A 15,811-nucleotide genomic window follows, 5' to 3' on the forward strand; every position below is an offset into this window, starting at 1 on the left:
AGGAGCAGATCCGGATTCCGGTGTATGCGAATGTCCAATAGCAAGTGCCCGGCGACCGCGGCGACCAATCGGATGAAGGGGTAGGCGGCAGATCGCAGATTCCATCGCGGTGATCGTGGGCGGGTTCGACACCCAACTCACGGCGAGTGATGCGAACCCACAGCGGTGCGTGTGAATCAGTTCGGGACAAGGCAGCGCCTTTCACGTTCGTGCGCCCCGACCGCTACCCCCGGATGAGGACGGATCGGGGCGACGGTTGGTGCTCCGCGCCCACCGCCCGCCGTACCATGCACGCTCGCCTGAATTGAGTCATGTCACCGATCTTGTCATAGCCCCCCGACAGCCGCGGTCTCAGTAGAACTCGGTGTGCAGGACCTCGATGTGTGCCCGAACCACGGAAGACCTGCGGTCGAATATGACCGCAGGTCTTTGGCGTCGTCGGGATTGTCTAGTTCGTATGGGATGGAAGTCGGTGCGGGCAATTCGCCTGGGTCCGCTGCGAGGAGAGCCGCGTCGAATTCGGGTTCCGCCCTACACTTCGGCGGGCACGTTTGCCGGCAGGTCACACGACGCGGTGCCATCGTCGTGAAGGACACACACGGGGCAGTCTTCCTGCTCTGCCCCGAGCGAGAGGTCCGCAGCCTGCACCATCTCGGCGAAGAGATCCGCTCGCTCCGACAGTGACACCCGTGGGTCCCGTGCCGGGCGCAAGCCGAGCGCGATCATCGTCTCGAGTTGCCGGTAGCCGGCCGTGGTCGGGTCCACGATGGGGACACTCGAGCGGGCAGCGAGGATTTCGGCGACCGGGCTCATGCAGTTGCAGCCCAGGATGACCGACTTGGCGCCGTCCTTCACCGCAAGCTCGATTTCGGCAAGGATGCGCTCGATCATGTGCTCGCGCCCGGCCTTCATCTGGGTGAGGAAGTTGTCTTCCTCGGCCAGAGTGCTCTGCTCGGCGTGTGTCGAGACGTAACGTACCGAGATGCACTGCCGCCCAATGGGATTATCACGAAGGAGGCGATCGTAAACGAAGTCCATCGTTTCCGGCCAGATCGTGACGATGCTGAACTTTTCGCCGAGCGCCGCTGCTGCCAGGAGACTGGCCTCGCCGCTGCCGACCACCGGAATATCGGTGGTCGCGCGTACTGCAGCCAGACCGTAGTCCGGTACGCCGCCGATCAGCACGCCGTCGTACCCGTTGCGAGCGGCCCGCATCGCGGCCTCCCCGTAGGCGACATCGGAGAGCAGTAGGTCTGCTGCGTCAACGGGGGTTACCCGGATTTCCGTCTGCACCAAGTCGACGGCGTAGCCGGGCGCGATCAGATGCTCGGGGACCGGACTCGACTGCTGACTGGTCTTCAACTCCACGTAGGCAATCCGCTTGGTCAACTGACGCTCCTTGATTCATGGGTGATGTGAGGCACTACCGGCGACTCGTGTGACGAGGCTATCAGAAAGCATTTCTACTGTGAAGAATAGACTCCGATATTCCAGAACAGCGAAAAAGATTGCGTAACAGACAGATACAACAAAGCCCGGGCAGTGCGAAAATCGCACTGCCCGGGTTTCAACAGCGTCTAGACGCTCCGATAGAGGTCACCGTGCTGAACGCGCATAACCTTCTTGTCCAGCTTGCCGACACTGGTCCGTGGGAGTTGGTCGACGTACAGGATCGTGTCGGGAAGTTGCCACTTGGCGAATGCGCCTTCGAGCAGCGCGTGGACCTCGCCCAGCGCGACGTCCTCACCGTCGGTGGTCACCATGATGACGACTGGACGTTCCTGCCATTTCGGATGCTCGACACCGATCACTGCGGCCTCGGCGACCCGGGGGTGGGCAATGATTGCGTTTTCCATATCGATCGACGAAATCCATTCGCCGCCACTCTTGATGACATCTTTGAGCCGGTCCGCTAGCTTGAGGTAGCCGTTTTCATCGATAGTCCCGATGTCGCCGCTTCGCCAATAACCGTCCAGGAATCGGTCGGCGTCGTCATCAAGCTTGTGGTATCGCGCGGTGATCCACGGTCCCCGCAGCAGGACCTCGCCCTGACTGTTGCCGTCGTGCGGCAAGTCGTTGTCTTCGGGATCGACGATTCGCACATCGACACCCCCCGCGGGAAGACCCTGATAGCGCTTGATGTTCCACCATTCGTCTTCCGTGACCTTGCCCTGCAAGGTGACCTTACGGCCGTAGTTCACGAAAGCCATCGGGGCAGTCTCGGTAGCCCCGTATGCATGAATGAAGTCGGCACCGGTCAAGTCGTAGAACCCGCGCATGAGTGTGAGCGCCGGCTCGGTAGCGCCGGACAGCAGACGGGTCCGGCTGAAGTCCGGTTTGACATCAAGCGTCTTGATGTAGTCGAGCATCGGCTGGAAGATCGCCGGCGCACCGTTCGCGACGGTCACACCTTCGGCGATCATCACGTCCGCCAGCATGTCTGTGTCCCCTGCCGAATAGCGTCCGGGGAGAACAATTTTGGCTGCGACGTAGACGGCGGACTGCGGCAGACCCCAGGACTGGCTGTGGAACATCGGCGTGATCAGCATGACCGCGTCAGCGGCGCTCATCCCGTAGGACGAGGCCTGCGTCAGAGTGTGTAGGTAGATCGCTCGATGCGAGTAGTAGACGCCCTTTGGCCGACCGGTGGTCCCGGTCGTGTAGCAGGCGCTGTAGGCGGAGCTCTCGTCGATCATCGGCCAGTCGATCTCCGGCGACGCAGTCGCTACCAGGTCTTCGAAATGGCGCACATTCGGCAACGTGGTGACAACCTCTGCGAGAGGCTTGTCGGACATCACCACCCAGGTAATCTCCGGCGCGAACGGTGCCACCGACTCCGCGACGCTCAGCAGACTCTCGTCAACCAGGACGACGGACGCGCCGCCGTGCGTCGCGACGTAACCCACATCTTCGGGAGCCAGGCGCAGGTTCATCTGCAGCATCACCGCTCCGGTGCCAGGAATGGCCCAGTAAAGCTCGAAGTGCCGCTTGGTGTTCCAGTCCAGGATCCCCACCACATCGCCGGGTGCTACACCGAGATTGGTCAGGGCGTTCGCAATCCGCTTGATACGCGCATAGGCGTCGGCGTATGTGTAGCGATCCCATCCGCCGTCGCCGGTGCGGTAGACGATCTCCCGCTCAGGATAGTTACGTGCCGAGTGGCGGATCAGCGTAGTCGTGTTGAGCTGATACGAGTCGTCATTCGTCGACGGGTGTCCCTTGACAATTGTGGTCATTATTCACTCCTCGGGTCCAGTGCTAGTGCGGGCGACCTAGGAGGGTCCGGATGCTGACTCCATGCGCGAACTGCATCCCGGGTTGTCGTGAGCCCTGAACGTGCCGCCTGGACTTGATATTTGGTGAGGCTTAACGCCCATCAGTTGCATTATTCTGCAATGCAGAAGCTCTCTCTGCACCTAGAATTGCATAGGCCAAGTGCGTTAGTCAAGGAATGAGCCCGAAACCTGAAGCAGCTACGACACTCTCGACCATCTCGTCAGGTGGCGAGCGAATGCGTCATCGAGCACCGGTAGATCTTGCATCAACCATGGCCAGTGCAAGATCGGCGTACTCCCTCGCGATTTCGACCGGCGACGGGCTGATCCCCGGTTGGTACCAATCCGCAACGGCAACGCACATCGTGACGATCGCTGTGGCGGTTGACGTCGCCGGGACAGTTCCGGCTCGCCCCGCATCACGGCAGGCCTCCACGGCCGACTGGACGATCTCCCGAACTTGCCGTCGTAACTGCAGATGCATCAACCTGCCAGGCTCGTCGAGCGAACGGAGTTCTGTGGACGCGAGCACGGCCGAGGCCTGTCGGTGGGTGTGGAACAGGATTACGCACTCGACAAGATTGGCCACACGCTGATCAGGCGATTCTGCTTCGGCATCTGCAGCCACGCATCGGCTTATGAGCTCTGCCATCGCGCCCTGCAGCAGTTCGGTGAGCAGAGCGTCCTTGCTTTCCACGTGGTAGTAGACGCCAGCCATCGACAAGCCACACCGGTCGGCAATCATCCTGACTGTCGCAGCGTGGTAGCCCACTTCCACAAAGACATCCAGCGCCGCCCGAAAGACCGGGGTGAGGTCCAACCGTTCAAAGTCTCGCCAGTCCTCGAACCGCGGTCCGATGGGCTCAGGTGGACGCAGATCAAGCTCTACCCCGAGTGCCTTCGCGAGTGCCTCGAGGCGCTCCGCACCCGGCAGGCTCTTCCCGTTCTCGAACTCGCTCAGCGAGGACGCACTCATGCCTATTTGTTGAGCTAGCTGACGGAGCCCGACCTTGCGCTCGATTCTCGCCGCGCGCATCCTGGCTCCGAGCCCGTCTCCAACGATTCGTCCCGCCTGCACCATGAGTACCACGCTATCCCGCCGACACTCGACCACCTGGTTGGACGGCCGTTATGGCGGACGACGATCTGTCATGACACGGAGATAAAACCACTGTCGCACGCATCCGTCAGCCGACGTTCGAAATTTAGCGATCGGTCGATCTTGACGAACCGAACAGCTGGTAATACGGTCCTCATGGGACACATGAGCGATGTACGTCACAGTCCCCCCTTCCCCTGTTCGCAAGTTCGACGCCTTCCATGGCATCCAGTCAGGAGCACCGCAATGAGCGACATCCTCGAGTTCGCAGACCGGTTCTTCAACGCCGTCGAGGGTGGTGACATCGACGCGGTGGCCGGCTTCTATCGCGACGACGTGACCGTCTGGCACAACTTCGACAACCTCGACCAATCCCGGGACGACAACCTCGCAACCCTCGCCGGAATCTCCGGCCGCTACGACGCTTTTGCCTATGTGGACGTCCGCCACACCGCTGTCGAAGGCGGATTTCTCCGCCAACACGTCATCAAGGCGACTGTCGGCAAGAAGACCGTCAATGTCCCCGCGGTCCTACGCGTGTACGTCGAGGGCGGGCAGATCCACCGCATCGAGGAGTACTTCGACCGTGGCCAGCTTGACGTCGTCTTCAGCTGATGCGAACCGCGACAAGGCCTTCGAAGGAATATCACGCAAGCATTGATCACGATCAGCCATCTGTTCGTCATCTAGCGATCGATAGATCTTGACGAACCGAACACTTGGGAATACTGTCGAATCGAGGCAGCGGCGCGATGCGCGTCACAAAGCAAAGAGAGTGTGAAATGACAAATACAGAATTTGAACTCGGCGGCGTATGTCACTTGGCGCTGGTGTGCCAGGACATGGAGCGCACCGTCGACTTTTACACCAACGTCCTGGGCATGAAGCTGTCCATGACACTCTCCCTGCCTGGTGGCGGCCAGCATTTCTTCTTCGACATGGGCGGCGGCCAGTTCATCGCGTTCTTCTGGTTCGCCGACGCCGCCCCCCACGCTCCTGGCATCGCGGCACCCGCGGCCATCCCCGGAATCGGCAAGGAAATCGCGTCGGCGCACGGCTCGATGAATCACGTCTCGTTCAAGATCCCGCTCGACAAGTTCGACGAGTACAAGGCCAAGCTCGAAGCCAAGGGCGTCCAGACCGGACCGATGCTCAACCACGACATGTCCGAGCGTGGGATCAGTTTCGGAGAGAGCGACTCGACCTTCGTGCGGTCGATCTATTTCTTCGACCCGGACGGGATCTTGCTCGAATTCGCGGCCTGGACTCGCGAATTGCGCGAGGACGACGTCAAGCACGCGCCCCGGACCGCCGACGGCGGCCTCGGCGCCCCGGCTGGCGCCGCCAAATGAGCGAGATGCTCGATCTCGCCGAGAAGATGTTCGGAGCCCTGGTTCTCGGCAATGTCGCCGTCCTCGACAAGATCTATCACACGGACGTGAAAATCTGGCACAACTGGGACAACGCCGAGCAGTCCCGTGAGGACAATCTGCGCATCCTCTCCGGCATTCCCACGCGCTACGACGAGTTCCACTATGACAACCCGCGCTGCACTGTCCTCGAGGACGGCTTCCTGCGTCAACACGTCATCCGGGCGACTATCGGGGACAAGACCGTCAACGTCCCCACGATCTTCCGGGTATTTGTCGACAGCGGAAAGGTTCGCCGTATCGAGGAGTATTTGGACGCAGGCCAACTCCGCAAGGTCTTTGCCTGAAAAGAACGTGATCACACGAAACAGCCCCGCCGATCCAATCCCCTCGGCGGGGCTGTTTCGTGTCCTACCTTGCTGCGCAGGAAGATTCATTCGGTACCGAGATCACAAAAAGACCGCTGCGACCCCTCCAGCTTCCCATTTTTCTCTCAGAAAGAACTTACTTCTGCTAAGTTCGACGTGATGTGAGTCTCCCTTGGGGTTCGTCGGGGCCGACGGCATCCAATTCCCAGCCTCAGCGTGAACGCGCAGTCAGATCTGTAGACACACCCTCCGAAGGATGGCAATGAAGCGAATAACTTATCGGCGGACGCTTACCGCCTTGGCCCTCATTTCGACTTGCGGGCTCCTAGCCGCCGGATGCGCGTCCTCCGCCGGCTCATCGGATGGCACTGGCGCGCCAAAGCTCGTGAGGGCTGGGGTGATTGGCGAGCAGTCGGATCAGGGACGCGCTATGGAAAGTGCGACTTTGACTTATGCATCGCATTCGCTGACCAATACCCTTGACCCGATCAAGGGCAGGACGTCTGCCTGGCTCGGAGGTACGGAAATGGCTGCCATTTACGACGTCCTGGTGCGATGGGATCCAGAATCCGCAGAAATTGTGCCTCAGCTAGCCGAGTCGATCACAGAGGCTCCCGATCGACTCTCCTGGACCGTCAGACTTCGTGACGGGGTCACGTTCAGCAATGGCGACACTCTGGACGCGTCGGCCGTTATTGCCAGCACCAATCGTATGACCGAGGGCAATGCCACGAACAGCGATCAGTTCCGGGCGAACGTGCGGTCTGTCGAGGCGACCGACCCCAGTACCGTGACGTATAACCTGAAGAATCCGTGGAGTGACTTCCCGACCCTCCTGACCTCAGGTTTTGGCATGATTACCCACTCCGACTCGTTCAGAGACGGGAAATTTGTCGAACCGATCGGAGCTGGCCCATTCACTGTTGAGTCCGTCGATCCCGGATTTGAACTCGTTCTTGCGCCACGCGAAGACTATTGGGGCGGGAAGCCGCGAATTGGCGAACTCAAGTTTGTAGACCTTCAAGGCGAGCAGCCGATGGTCGACGCGCTCAAGGCTGGTGAGGTGCAGATGGCGTATCTGAGGGGAGGCGAGGCCATCGACACGATGCGGGCCGATTTCCCCGGTTACTACGAGCCGGTAAGCATGGTCGACAACGGACTTCTCAATATCAGGGAAGGTCGTGCGGCGCACGATATCCGGGTCCGACAGGCAATTGCGAAAGCGATCGACCCCACCGTGATCAATGAACGGTCCAGGAAGGGCCTGAACTCGCCGGGACTCGAGATGTTCCAGGAGTGGTCCACTATGCATGGGTCGATCCCGGGTCCTACTCCGGACATCGAGGCCGCTCGCAAGCTCGTCGATGAGGCAAAAGCAGACGGATACGATGGAAAACTGACGTTCGCCGCGCTGTCAGATCCAGCATCGACCGACCTGGCGTTGGCGATGCAGTCGCTGCTCCAAAATGTCGGCTTCGAAGTCGAAATCCAGCCCAATGCAACAAAGAACGACATCGCCAAAGTTTTTTATGTCACCCATGACTTCGACGTGAGCGTCGCCGGCACAGCGGTGCCCGACTCCGCCCCGCTCCTGCGCCTTCAAGGCCTGCTCACGACTGGATCCAGTCAAAACGTCAGTGGCTACAGCAATCCCACTATGGATGAAGTGATCTTTCAGATTCAAACTGCCGGCACAGAAGACGAGCGCCGGGCTGGATTCGAGAAGATGCAGACGATCCTCAACGAGGATGTGCCGATCCTGCCTTTGGGTTCGGGCGCAAACTTCATTACCTGGGCACCTAACGTCCACGACGCAAAGTCGGGCATGGATGGATTGACGCTCTTCGACAAGGTCTGGATCTCGGACTAGGCCGTAACCTTTCGCGGGCCCTGTCACCTTTGCCGAAAAGCAAAGTGGCAGGGCCGGGTTGGTTCTGATCACAAGAAATAGCCCCGCCGATCGATTGGATCGGCGGGGCTGCACTCCTTGGTCTACCCTGCTGCGCAGGAAGATTCGCTCCGTGCAGAGATCACAGGAAGAATGCTGCAACCTCGTCTACTGCTTGGGCCAGGGCGGCGGCGATCTCTTCACGGGTCACGTCGGACATCCGGCTCTTGGGCGTGGACACGTTCAACGTGTAGCGCGCCCCGCCGTACTCGCCGAGCGAGACCGACACCGACGTAACTTCATCCTCGGACTCTTCGTTGCTAGTGGCAAACCCGACCCGGCGGACCTCCGCGAGCTGGCGCAGAAGCGCCGACCGCTTGGTAATCGAGTGTGACGTAAGGCCCTTCAGCTTCTCATCGGGGTACAGCTCGCGTACCGCGCGGTCATCGAGCGTAGCGAGCAGCGCTTTGCCGGACGATGTGCAGTGCGCCGGCATGGTCATCCCCATGCGGGACCCCACGCGCACCGCTCGCGCACTCTCGACCGAGTCGACAAAGGTCACCGTGTTCCCGTCGAGGCGGGCCAGATGGACCGTCTCACCCAGGCTGGCCGAAAGCCGTTCGAGCACTGGATGTACACGCGCCCGGACGTCGGTCTGGCGCAGGACCGCGAACGCGATCGTCGTCAGGGCGGGGCCCGGTTCGTAAGCCCGTGAACCCTCGACCTGACGGACGAATCCGCGGTACTGAAGCATCGCCAGCAGTCGGTGCGCGGTCGACGAGGCTACCGAAAGGTACTCGCTCACCTCGGTCAGCCGGATACTGCGACGCTCGCCCAGCAGCAGCAGGATTCGCAGGGCGTTGTCGACAGACTCGATCGGGTACTGCGGTCGGTTCGCAGTTGTATCTTCCTTTGCGGTCACGCAGGTAGCGTAACGGCAGGAGCGCGCAGAACATTCTTGGTGACCTTGCCGGACGCGTTTCGCGGCAGCATATCGACCAGCACGAGGCTGGTCGGAAGCTTGTAGCGCGCCAACCTCTCCCCTGCCCAGGCGCGCAGCGACTCGATGGTCAACTCCGCCGCACCCGGTTTCAGTGCGACCACCGCGACCGGGGTCTCGCCCCATGTTTCGTGAGCCTGGCCGATCACTGCAACCTCGGCGATGCCGGGGTGACCGGCCAGCGCATTCTCTACCTCGGCGCAATATATGTTCTCGCCGCCGGAGATGATCATGTCCTTCGCACGATCTACGACGTAGATGAAGCCCTCGGCGTCCTTGCGTACCAGGTCACCGGAGTGAAACCAGCCTCCGGCGAAGGCCTGCGCCGTTGCCTCCGGGTTGTTCCAATACTCGGTCATCAGTCCCGGCCCACGGTAGACGATCTCGCCGACCTCACCGGGTTGCACATCGACCATGTTTTCGTCGACTATGCGTGCCCAGACACCGGGTACCGGGCGTCCGACCGAACCCAACTTACGGCGAGAATCCTTGGCCTCGAGCACACATGTCACTGGGGACATCTCGGTCTGCCCGAACAGCGCAATGCTCGACGCACCGGGAAGCACCTCGCTCATCTTGCGAAGCAGCGAATCGGTGGCAGGCGCTGCGCCCCAGGAACTGACGCGAAGCCGAGACAGATCGCGCGGCGCCCGCTCCTGCTCGTCGCAGACCGCCTGCCACTGAGTCGGTACGAGGAATGTCGAAGTGACCTGCTCGCATTCGGCGACGTCGAGGAGTGCCCCCGCGTTGAACGAGACACTCGGAAGGACAACCATGGTGGCGCCCATCAGGATTGCCGGCGCCACCAGGCCGAGTGTCCCGATGTGGAACAGCGGTGCGGCGCACAGGCTTACCTCGTCGTACATCTCGAACCGGAACGCCATCACGTTCGTGGCCGACTGCGCAGCCAAGTTGCGATGCGTCAGCACGGCGCCCTTGGGCCGTCCGGTGGTTCCCGACGTGTACATGAGCAGCGCTGGTTCGCACTCGTCGATCGCCGCGACCGGTCTGCCCGAACCGGAATGTGCGAGGAGAACGTCGTACGCCGATGCGCCGTCAGAGCCCTCGCTGCCGACCTGGAAGACCTGAACCGGACCCGCGGCCTGCGCGGCCGCAGCGATCCCGGTGTCGCTCGCTTGCTCGTCCACGAAAAGAACGACGGCTCCGCTGTTGTCGAGCGTGAACGCCACCTCGCCGACGCTCAGCCGGAAGTTGATCGGCACGGCGATAGCGCCGATCCGGTTGGCGGCGATCATGATCTCGATGTACTCGGCCTGGTTGCCCATCAGCAACGCGACGCGGTCCCCGTGCGCCACGCCGCGCTCGGCGAGGGCGGCGGAGACGGAATCCACTCGCTGCTGAAGATCTGCCCAGGTAATCCGGCGGTCGCCGAAGACGACGGCCGTCTGTTCACCGCGCTCAAATGCATGCCGCGCGACCTGACTGACCCAGTGCTGCTGGCGGGCACGCGTCAGGTCATCCATGTCCACGGTCGTATTCACCACTGCGCCTTGGGGAAACGGTCCGCAATCCACTCGCACATCACCTCGGCAACGGCGGCGCGGGCCCCGGGCTCCTGGAAATAGTGATCACCGGGCAGGTCCTTGCGCGACTTGTCCTCGCTCGCGAGGGCATTGAACAGCGCGTCCGCGTCGCTGGGGAACACACCCGAGTCCCCGTCAGGGTTGATGACAAGCGAAGGCACCGTGATTTTCTCCATGTGCATTTCCGCACGGCACTGCGATTCTTCGAGACTCCACATGTGTAGCCAATTCCGCAGCGTGCTCCCGGCACCGATGCCGCGGTCCTCGCGGTTGGCCACCGAAGTCGGGCCGCGGTAGCACTCGCCTGCCGGCCGACTGCTGGGCTCGAGCGTCGCGTCCACCATCCGGGGGTCAGCCCACGTACGCGGGACTCCGAAGTGCCGGTCGTTGTAACCCGCGGCGGTAATCCGGGCCAGCTCTTCCTGCGCCCATGCGGTGATCCGGTGGTTGCGGGCAACCTGCGCAGCGCGGTACCGCTCGATGAACTCCGCGGAGTACGGCGGACCGTTCTCGGGGTTGAACAGATCAAGTTCGGGGTCGGTCAGAGTCGGGTCGTTTTCGTCGACGACTGCTGCGTCCAGCCACGCGGTCAGCACGTCGGGCCGACCGCCGTGCGCGGCGAGGGAGATGTAGGCAGCTCCGGGGATGAGGTCGTTGATTCCCTCTGCGGGTTCCATGTCGCGGGCGGGACGGATGCACGGCGAGGTCGCTTGCGCCTGGTAGGCCGCCATCAACGAGCCGCCTCCGGAATTGCCGAGCAGGATAACCTGATCCACACCTGCGTGCTCCTCGAGCCAGCGCACGCCTACCCCGATGTCGACCAAAGCCTGGTCGAGATTGAACAGTTCCTCGTAACCGCGGTAGCGAGTATTCCAACCCAGGAATCCAATACCTCGCGCAGCCATGAACTCGGCGATGTAGTGCTCCGAGAAATCGATCTGGTAATGCGTAGCGATCATTGCGATGCGCGGCTTCTTACCGGCCGGCGTGTAATAAATGCCCTGACACGGGTAGCCGCCGGCACCCGCGCGCTTAGCGCCTGGTGACTCGCTGCTGACAAATTCCTTGTGGACGGTCGGGCTGGTGGTGCCGGTCATGGTTAGACAACCTCGTATTCGTTGAGACTTGCGTATTTCTTCAGGTGCGTGAACATCAACTCGACCCGCTCGAGAACGATGGGATCCGTCAATCTGCCTTGCTCGTCAAAGTGATTGGGGGCAAAGCTGAGGAGAATCTCCGGCCCGGGCAACACTGGGGACCGCGAGAAGACGAAGGTGTGACGCAATTCGAACTGGCTGCGCGCTGTGCCGAGGCGGCCAGGCGTCGCGCCCATCAGCGCCACCGGCTTACGCTCGAGCACCGAGCGTCCGAGTGGAAGTGAGAGCCAGTCGAGTGCGTTCTTCAGAACACCAGGGATGCCGCCGTTGTATTCGGGTGTCGCGATGAGCAGGGCATCAGCGGCTTCGACCTCGGCGCGCAGCGCATGGACGCTGTTCGCCTCGTTACCGAAATCGTCTTCGTTGAGCATCGGGATCTCGCCCAGCAGCTTCGTGATCCGCACCTCGACGTCGTCCGGCGCCATTGCCGCCGTCGCCTCGAGAAGTTTGCGATTCCACGAGTCTGCGCGGAGACTGCCTGCAATCGCGCAGATTACAAATTTTCCGTCTTTCATCATGCAGCTCCCAGATAGGCCGCGACGACAGCGTCGTCGCGGATAACGTCGGCGGGCTTGCCGAGGGCGATTCGTTGACCGAAGTTGAGAACACAGACGCGGTTCGAGATGCCCATGACCATCTTCATGTCGTGCTCGACGAGCAAAATGGCAACACCGAGATCTCGGTTCACCTGCACAATGGTTTCCGTCATCTCGGCGGACTCGTCGTGATTCATGCCGGCGACGGGCTCGTCAAGCATGATCAGCCGCGGTTCCATTGCAAGTGCTCGCGCCAACTCGATGCGCTTCTGCGTGCCGTGCGGTAGTGATCCGACAGGGGTGTCTGCCAGATGCTCGATGTTCATCAGCGCAGCGACCTCGCGAACCTTTTCCACCGCGGCCTTCTCCTCCCGCGCTGCGCGGCCCAGCCACAGCATGTTCTCCAAGGCTCCCGCGCGCATCGCGTTGTGCCGCGAAAGCAAGAGGTTGTCCAGCACCGTCATCGCGGGAAAGACCTCCACGTTCTGGAAGGTCCGGGCAATGCCCTTTTTCGCGATCTTGTGCGCCGGCAAGCCCAGGATTTCGGCTCCCGCGAAGCTCACGGAACCGGACTGTGGTGCGTAGACACCGGAGATGCAGTTGAACAGCGAGGACTTGCCCGCACCGTTCGGGCCGATGACGGAGAACAGCTCGCCCTCGGCGATCGAAAAGCTCACGCCGTCAATGGCTTTTACCCCGGCGAAGCTCAGGGACAGATCGTTGATCTCCAACAGATCGGCACGCGGATCAGACATGCTGGATCACCCCTTCGGTATCGATTCCCGTGGCCTGTGCCGGCGGCTCAGCTGCGCCCACTGCCGAAGCACCCAGGTACAGCTCTGCGATTTCTGCGTCGCCGCGCAGGTCCTCCGCCTTGCCCTCCTTGACGACGCGGCCACCTTCGAGGACATATCCGTACTGCGCAATTGCCATCGCCATTGCCGCGTTCTGTTCCACCAACAGGATGGAGGTCCCTTCCTTGTTGATGTCGACGATCACGTCTCGGACATCAGCAACGATCTTCGGTGCCAGGCCGAGGCTCGGCTCGTCGAGCAGAAGCACCTTCGGCTGGGACATCATCGCCCGACCGATCGCGAGCATCTGCTGCTCTCCGCCCGAGAGGTAACCGGCTTTGCGCTGCATCAGGTCACCCAGACGCGGGAAGTGGTGCAGCACCCGCTCACGCGCTTCGAGTTCCTGGGCCTTGCGATAGCGACGGACATAAGCGCCGCTCGCGAGATTCTCGGCAACGGTGAGTCCAGGGAACACCTGTCGACCCTCGAGGGCCTGCGCGAGGCCGAGTTTCACGCGCTTCGACGAGCGCTCGTTGGTGACGTCGTTGCCCAGCAGTTCGACCCTGCCCGAGGCAACGGTGCCGCCGTGCACGCCGAGCAGACCCGACACCGCCCGCATCAACGTCGACTTGCCCGCACCGTTCGGCCCGAGGAGGCTGACGATCTGGCCTTGGGGAACCGTCAGGCTCACATCCTCGAGGGCCAGCGAGGCTGCGCCGTAGCGGACACTGAGGCTGTCGATGACCAGCGAGTTCATTTGCTACCTCCGGAGATTCGGGCTCGGATCCAGTCGATGGGCCGCTTGAAGAGCGCGAGCAATCCTTTGGGCTCGAAGATGAGGACCAGCACGATCACAAGGCCGTACAAGAACTGTGAGAGCAGAGGCGCGGTAACGCCGCCGTCGGCGCTCGCGTCCTTCGAGACAAACGGAAGGTACGGCGACAGCACATTCACCATCTCAGGCATCGCCTTGATGAAGAATGCGCCGAGGATCGCGCCTGCCACCGTGCCCATACCACCGATGACAACCATCGCGATGAAGTCGACGGAGACCATCATCGTCCACTGGCTCGGCGTGAAGTAGCCCATGTAGGACACGAGCAGCGCACCGGAGACACCGGCGAACGCCGAAGAGATGACAAAGGCCACGACCTTGGTTCTGGTCACAGGTATGCCGGCAACGCCCGCCGCGATGTCCCGGTCACGGACCGCCATGAAGGCGCGACCTAGGCGCGAACGCTTGAGGTTCCACGTCAGCACAGTGACGATGAGCAGCACTGCCAGGGCGAAATACCACCACGCCTGGAACGAGGTCAGGATCTCCTCGCCTCCCGACGACCAGTAGCCGTCCAGCAGGTCCTGCCCGTTGATCTCCACCGCAGGGGCCGTCCGACCATTGACTCCGCCGCTCAGGCTGGTCCAGGTTTCCCAGACATAGGTGCCGATGAAAATCAGGGCCAACGTCGCAACCGCCAGGTAGAGCCCGCGGATTCGGACTGCCGCCGGAGCGACCACCCCACCGGCGAGTCCGGCAACTACAGCGGCTGCGGGCAACCACACCCAGACTGGGAGTCCCTCGTCGACTCCGAGCCAGGCCGAGGTGTAAGCGCCGATCGCCATGAATACCGCGTGGCCCATCGAGATCTGACCGGCAAATCCGGTGATGACCTGCATGCCGAGTGCGCCGACCGCCGCGATCAGCGCAAAGATTCCCACGCCCATCCAGAGATCGGACTGCACCACCCACGGCACAACGAGCATCGCCACGACCCACACGGCAACCCACACCCGCGTGCTTCGCTTCTTGGTCCGCACGACTTCGGCGGGAACACCTGCGGTGTCGTCGTCGATGGGTGCGGGTTCGAGAGTTGTTGTCATCGGTCAGACCCTTTCAATGCTTTTACTGCCGAAGAGTCCGTAGGGCCGGACCACCAGCACGGCAAACATGACGATGTAGGGCAAGACCTCATGGAGTCGGCCGCCCCCGATGTCCGACAGGTAGTAAGAACCCATCACCTGAATCAGTCCGACGATCAGGCCGCCGACAATCGCACCTACCAGCGAGTCCATGCCGCCGATCACGATCGCGGGAATAGCAAGCAGCGCAACGATACCCAATGCCGGAGACACAACCCGAGGGAACGACGCCAAGAAGACACCGGCCACCACGGCAAGGAACGCCGCAAGTCCCCACGAGAGTGCGAACATCCGTCGCACATCGATTCCCTGCGCCAGTGCCGCTTCCTGGTGACTGGCGGTCGCACGAAGCGCCAGACCGTACGGTGTCTTCTGGAAAAAATAGGCCAGCCCCGCGAGAACCACCACGGAGGTGCCGATTGTCGCAATGCCACTCCACGGCAGCACTACCGAGCCGACAGTCACCGTGCCTGAACCGACAGGACCGGCCGAGCCATGTGTGCCGACGCCCCAGATCATCAAGATCGCCTGGTGAAGCATGATCGAGATACCCAGCGTCGCGAGAACCACGGTGGTAACAGATTTTCCGACCATGCGGCGCAAGAAGACCGCCTCGATCAGGACCGCGAGAACCACCATGATGACGACCGCGAAGAGGAACGCCAGCCCCCAGGGCATGAAGGCCATCAAGGCCAGCACCGTGTAGGCGCCTAGCGCCACGATCTCTCCGTGGGCAAAGTTGAATGTGTGTGAGCCCTTGTACATGATCACGAACCCGAGGGCGATCAGTCCGTAGACCATTCCTAGGGCTATCCCCTGGAAGCCGAGCTGCAAGAAGAGCGCCATAGCCCCTTCTACTCCTT

15 protein-coding genes are annotated in these 15,811 nt (G+C 61.7%); 4 read left to right on the forward strand and 11 right to left on the reverse strand.

What is annotated here, in order from left to right; genetic code table 11:
- Positions 1-531: 531 nt before the first annotated feature.
- From FEZ60_RS03815 to FEZ60_RS03825, 3 genes are all read right to left on the reverse strand, one after another.
- Positions 532-1,389, reverse strand: a complete 858-nt coding sequence (locus tag FEZ60_RS03815) for an aspartate/glutamate racemase family protein (protein ID WP_172935541.1) — start codon at positions 1,387-1,389, stop codon at positions 532-534.
- Between the two features lie 188 nt (positions 1,390-1,577).
- Positions 1,578-3,236 (reverse strand): long-chain-fatty-acid--CoA ligase, encoded by a 1,659-nt coding sequence (locus FEZ60_RS03820; RefSeq protein ID WP_172935542.1) that lies wholly within the window; start codon positions 3,234-3,236, stop codon positions 1,578-1,580.
- 280 nt (positions 3,237-3,516) lie between these two features.
- Entirely contained in the window at positions 3,517-4,356 is an 840-nt protein-coding gene (locus FEZ60_RS03825) for a helix-turn-helix domain-containing protein (RefSeq protein WP_092807819.1), read from the reverse strand.
- Positions 4,357-4,620: 264 nt separating this feature from the next.
- Between FEZ60_RS03825 and FEZ60_RS03830 the strand changes: the two genes are divergently transcribed.
- From FEZ60_RS03830 to FEZ60_RS03845, 4 genes are all read left to right on the forward strand, one after another.
- Positions 4,621-4,989: a DUF4440 domain-containing protein gene (locus FEZ60_RS03830; protein WP_172935543.1), complete on the forward strand. Its 369-nt coding sequence runs from the start codon at positions 4,621-4,623 to the stop codon at positions 4,987-4,989.
- A gap of 167 nt (positions 4,990-5,156) precedes the next feature.
- Positions 5,157-5,726: a VOC family protein gene (locus FEZ60_RS03835; protein WP_151531434.1), complete on the forward strand. Its 570-nt coding sequence runs from the start codon at positions 5,157-5,159 to the stop codon at positions 5,724-5,726.
- Complete coding sequence (locus tag FEZ60_RS03840; RefSeq protein ID WP_095886327.1) at positions 5,723-6,091, forward strand: nuclear transport factor 2 family protein; 369 nt, start codon at positions 5,723-5,725, stop codon at positions 6,089-6,091. The genes FEZ60_RS03835 and FEZ60_RS03840 overlap by 4 nt, the downstream gene beginning before the upstream one ends.
- A gap of 451 nt (positions 6,092-6,542) precedes the next feature.
- Positions 6,543-7,982: an ABC transporter substrate-binding protein gene (locus tag FEZ60_RS03845; protein ID WP_172935544.1), complete on the forward strand. Its 1,440-nt coding sequence runs from the start codon at positions 6,543-6,545 to the stop codon at positions 7,980-7,982.
- 160 nt (positions 7,983-8,142) lie between these two features.
- Here FEZ60_RS03845 and FEZ60_RS03850 read toward each other — a convergent pair whose 3' ends face one another.
- The 8 genes from FEZ60_RS03850 to FEZ60_RS03885 are packed head-to-tail and all read right to left on the reverse strand — an operon-like array spanning position 8,143 to position 15,794.
- The gene (locus FEZ60_RS03850; protein ID WP_033232001.1) at positions 8,143-8,922 is read right to left on the reverse strand and encodes an IclR family transcriptional regulator; all 780 of its coding nucleotides are present in this window, start codon (positions 8,920-8,922) and stop codon (positions 8,143-8,145) included.
- Positions 8,919-10,484, reverse strand: coding sequence for a long-chain-fatty-acid--CoA ligase (locus FEZ60_RS03855; RefSeq protein ID WP_172935635.1), 1,566 nt, complete (start codon positions 10,482-10,484; stop codon positions 8,919-8,921). Before FEZ60_RS03855 ends, FEZ60_RS03850 begins: the two co-directional genes overlap by 4 nt.
- 14 nt (positions 10,485-10,498) lie before the next feature.
- Positions 10,499-11,641 (reverse strand): alpha/beta hydrolase, encoded by a 1,143-nt coding sequence (locus tag FEZ60_RS03860; RefSeq protein ID WP_172935545.1) that lies wholly within the window; start codon positions 11,639-11,641, stop codon positions 10,499-10,501.
- Positions 11,642-11,643: 2 nt separating this feature from the next.
- A complete protein-coding gene (locus FEZ60_RS03865; protein ID WP_172935546.1) occupies positions 11,644-12,216 on the reverse strand; it encodes an NAD(P)H-dependent oxidoreductase in 573 nt (190 codons plus the stop codon).
- Positions 12,216-12,992, reverse strand: coding sequence for an ABC transporter ATP-binding protein (locus FEZ60_RS03870; protein WP_172935547.1), 777 nt, complete (start codon positions 12,990-12,992; stop codon positions 12,216-12,218). Before FEZ60_RS03870 ends, FEZ60_RS03865 begins: the two co-directional genes overlap by 1 nt.
- Entirely contained in the window at positions 12,985-13,788 is an 804-nt protein-coding gene (locus FEZ60_RS03875; protein ID WP_092807805.1) for an ABC transporter ATP-binding protein, read from the reverse strand. The genes FEZ60_RS03870 and FEZ60_RS03875 overlap by 8 nt, the downstream gene beginning before the upstream one ends.
- Entirely contained in the window at positions 13,785-14,909 is a 1,125-nt protein-coding gene (locus tag FEZ60_RS03880) for a branched-chain amino acid ABC transporter permease (RefSeq protein ID WP_052683551.1), read from the reverse strand. Before FEZ60_RS03880 ends, FEZ60_RS03875 begins: the two co-directional genes overlap by 4 nt.
- A gap of 3 nt (positions 14,910-14,912) precedes the next feature.
- A complete protein-coding gene (locus FEZ60_RS03885) occupies positions 14,913-15,794 on the reverse strand; it encodes a branched-chain amino acid ABC transporter permease (RefSeq protein WP_033231997.1) in 882 nt (293 codons plus the stop codon).
- Positions 15,795-15,811 lie beyond the last annotated feature (17 nt).

The organism is Rhodococcus sp. MS16 (assembly GCF_013277795.1).
In the GTDB taxonomy this organism is placed as follows: Bacteria; Actinomycetota; Actinomycetes; order Mycobacteriales; family Mycobacteriaceae; genus Rhodococcus_F; species Rhodococcus_F globerula.

Excerpts from the sequence above, each read along its gene's own strand:
- FEZ60_RS03820 (WP_172935542.1), bottom strand. The coding sequence starts at position 3,236 with ATGACCACAATTGTCAAGGGACACCCGTCGACGAATGACGACTCGTAT.
- FEZ60_RS03825 (WP_092807819.1), bottom strand. The coding sequence starts at position 4,356 with ATGGTGCAGGCGGGACGAATCGTTGGAGACGGGCTCGGAGCCAGGATG.
- FEZ60_RS03830 (WP_172935543.1), top strand. The coding sequence starts at position 4,621 with ATGAGCGACATCCTCGAGTTCGCAGACCGGTTCTTCAACGCCGTCGAG.
- FEZ60_RS03835 (WP_151531434.1), top strand. The coding sequence starts at position 5,157 with ATGACAAATACAGAATTTGAACTCGGCGGCGTATGTCACTTGGCGCTG.
- FEZ60_RS03840 (WP_095886327.1), top strand. The coding sequence starts at position 5,723 with ATGAGCGAGATGCTCGATCTCGCCGAGAAGATGTTCGGAGCCCTGGTT.
- FEZ60_RS03845 (WP_172935544.1), top strand. The coding sequence starts at position 6,543 with ATGGAAAGTGCGACTTTGACTTATGCATCGCATTCGCTGACCAATACC.
- FEZ60_RS03855 (WP_172935635.1), bottom strand. The coding sequence starts at position 10,484 with ATGGATGACCTGACGCGTGCCCGCCAGCAGCACTGGGTCAGTCAGGTC.
- FEZ60_RS03860 (WP_172935545.1), bottom strand. The coding sequence starts at position 11,641 with ATGACCGGCACCACCAGCCCGACCGTCCACAAGGAATTTGTCAGCAGC.
- FEZ60_RS03865 (WP_172935546.1), bottom strand. The coding sequence starts at position 12,216 with ATGAAAGACGGAAAATTTGTAATCTGCGCGATTGCAGGCAGTCTCCGC.
- FEZ60_RS03870 (WP_172935547.1), bottom strand. The coding sequence starts at position 12,992 with ATGTCTGATCCGCGTGCCGATCTGTTGGAGATCAACGATCTGTCCCTG.
- FEZ60_RS03875 (WP_092807805.1), bottom strand. The coding sequence starts at position 13,788 with ATGAACTCGCTGGTCATCGACAGCCTCAGTGTCCGCTACGGCGCAGCC.
- FEZ60_RS03880 (WP_052683551.1), bottom strand. The coding sequence starts at position 14,909 with ATGACAACAACTCTCGAACCCGCACCCATCGACGACGACACCGCAGGT.
- FEZ60_RS03885 (WP_033231997.1), bottom strand. The coding sequence starts at position 15,794 with ATGGCGCTCTTCTTGCAGCTCGGCTTCCAGGGGATAGCCCTAGGAATG.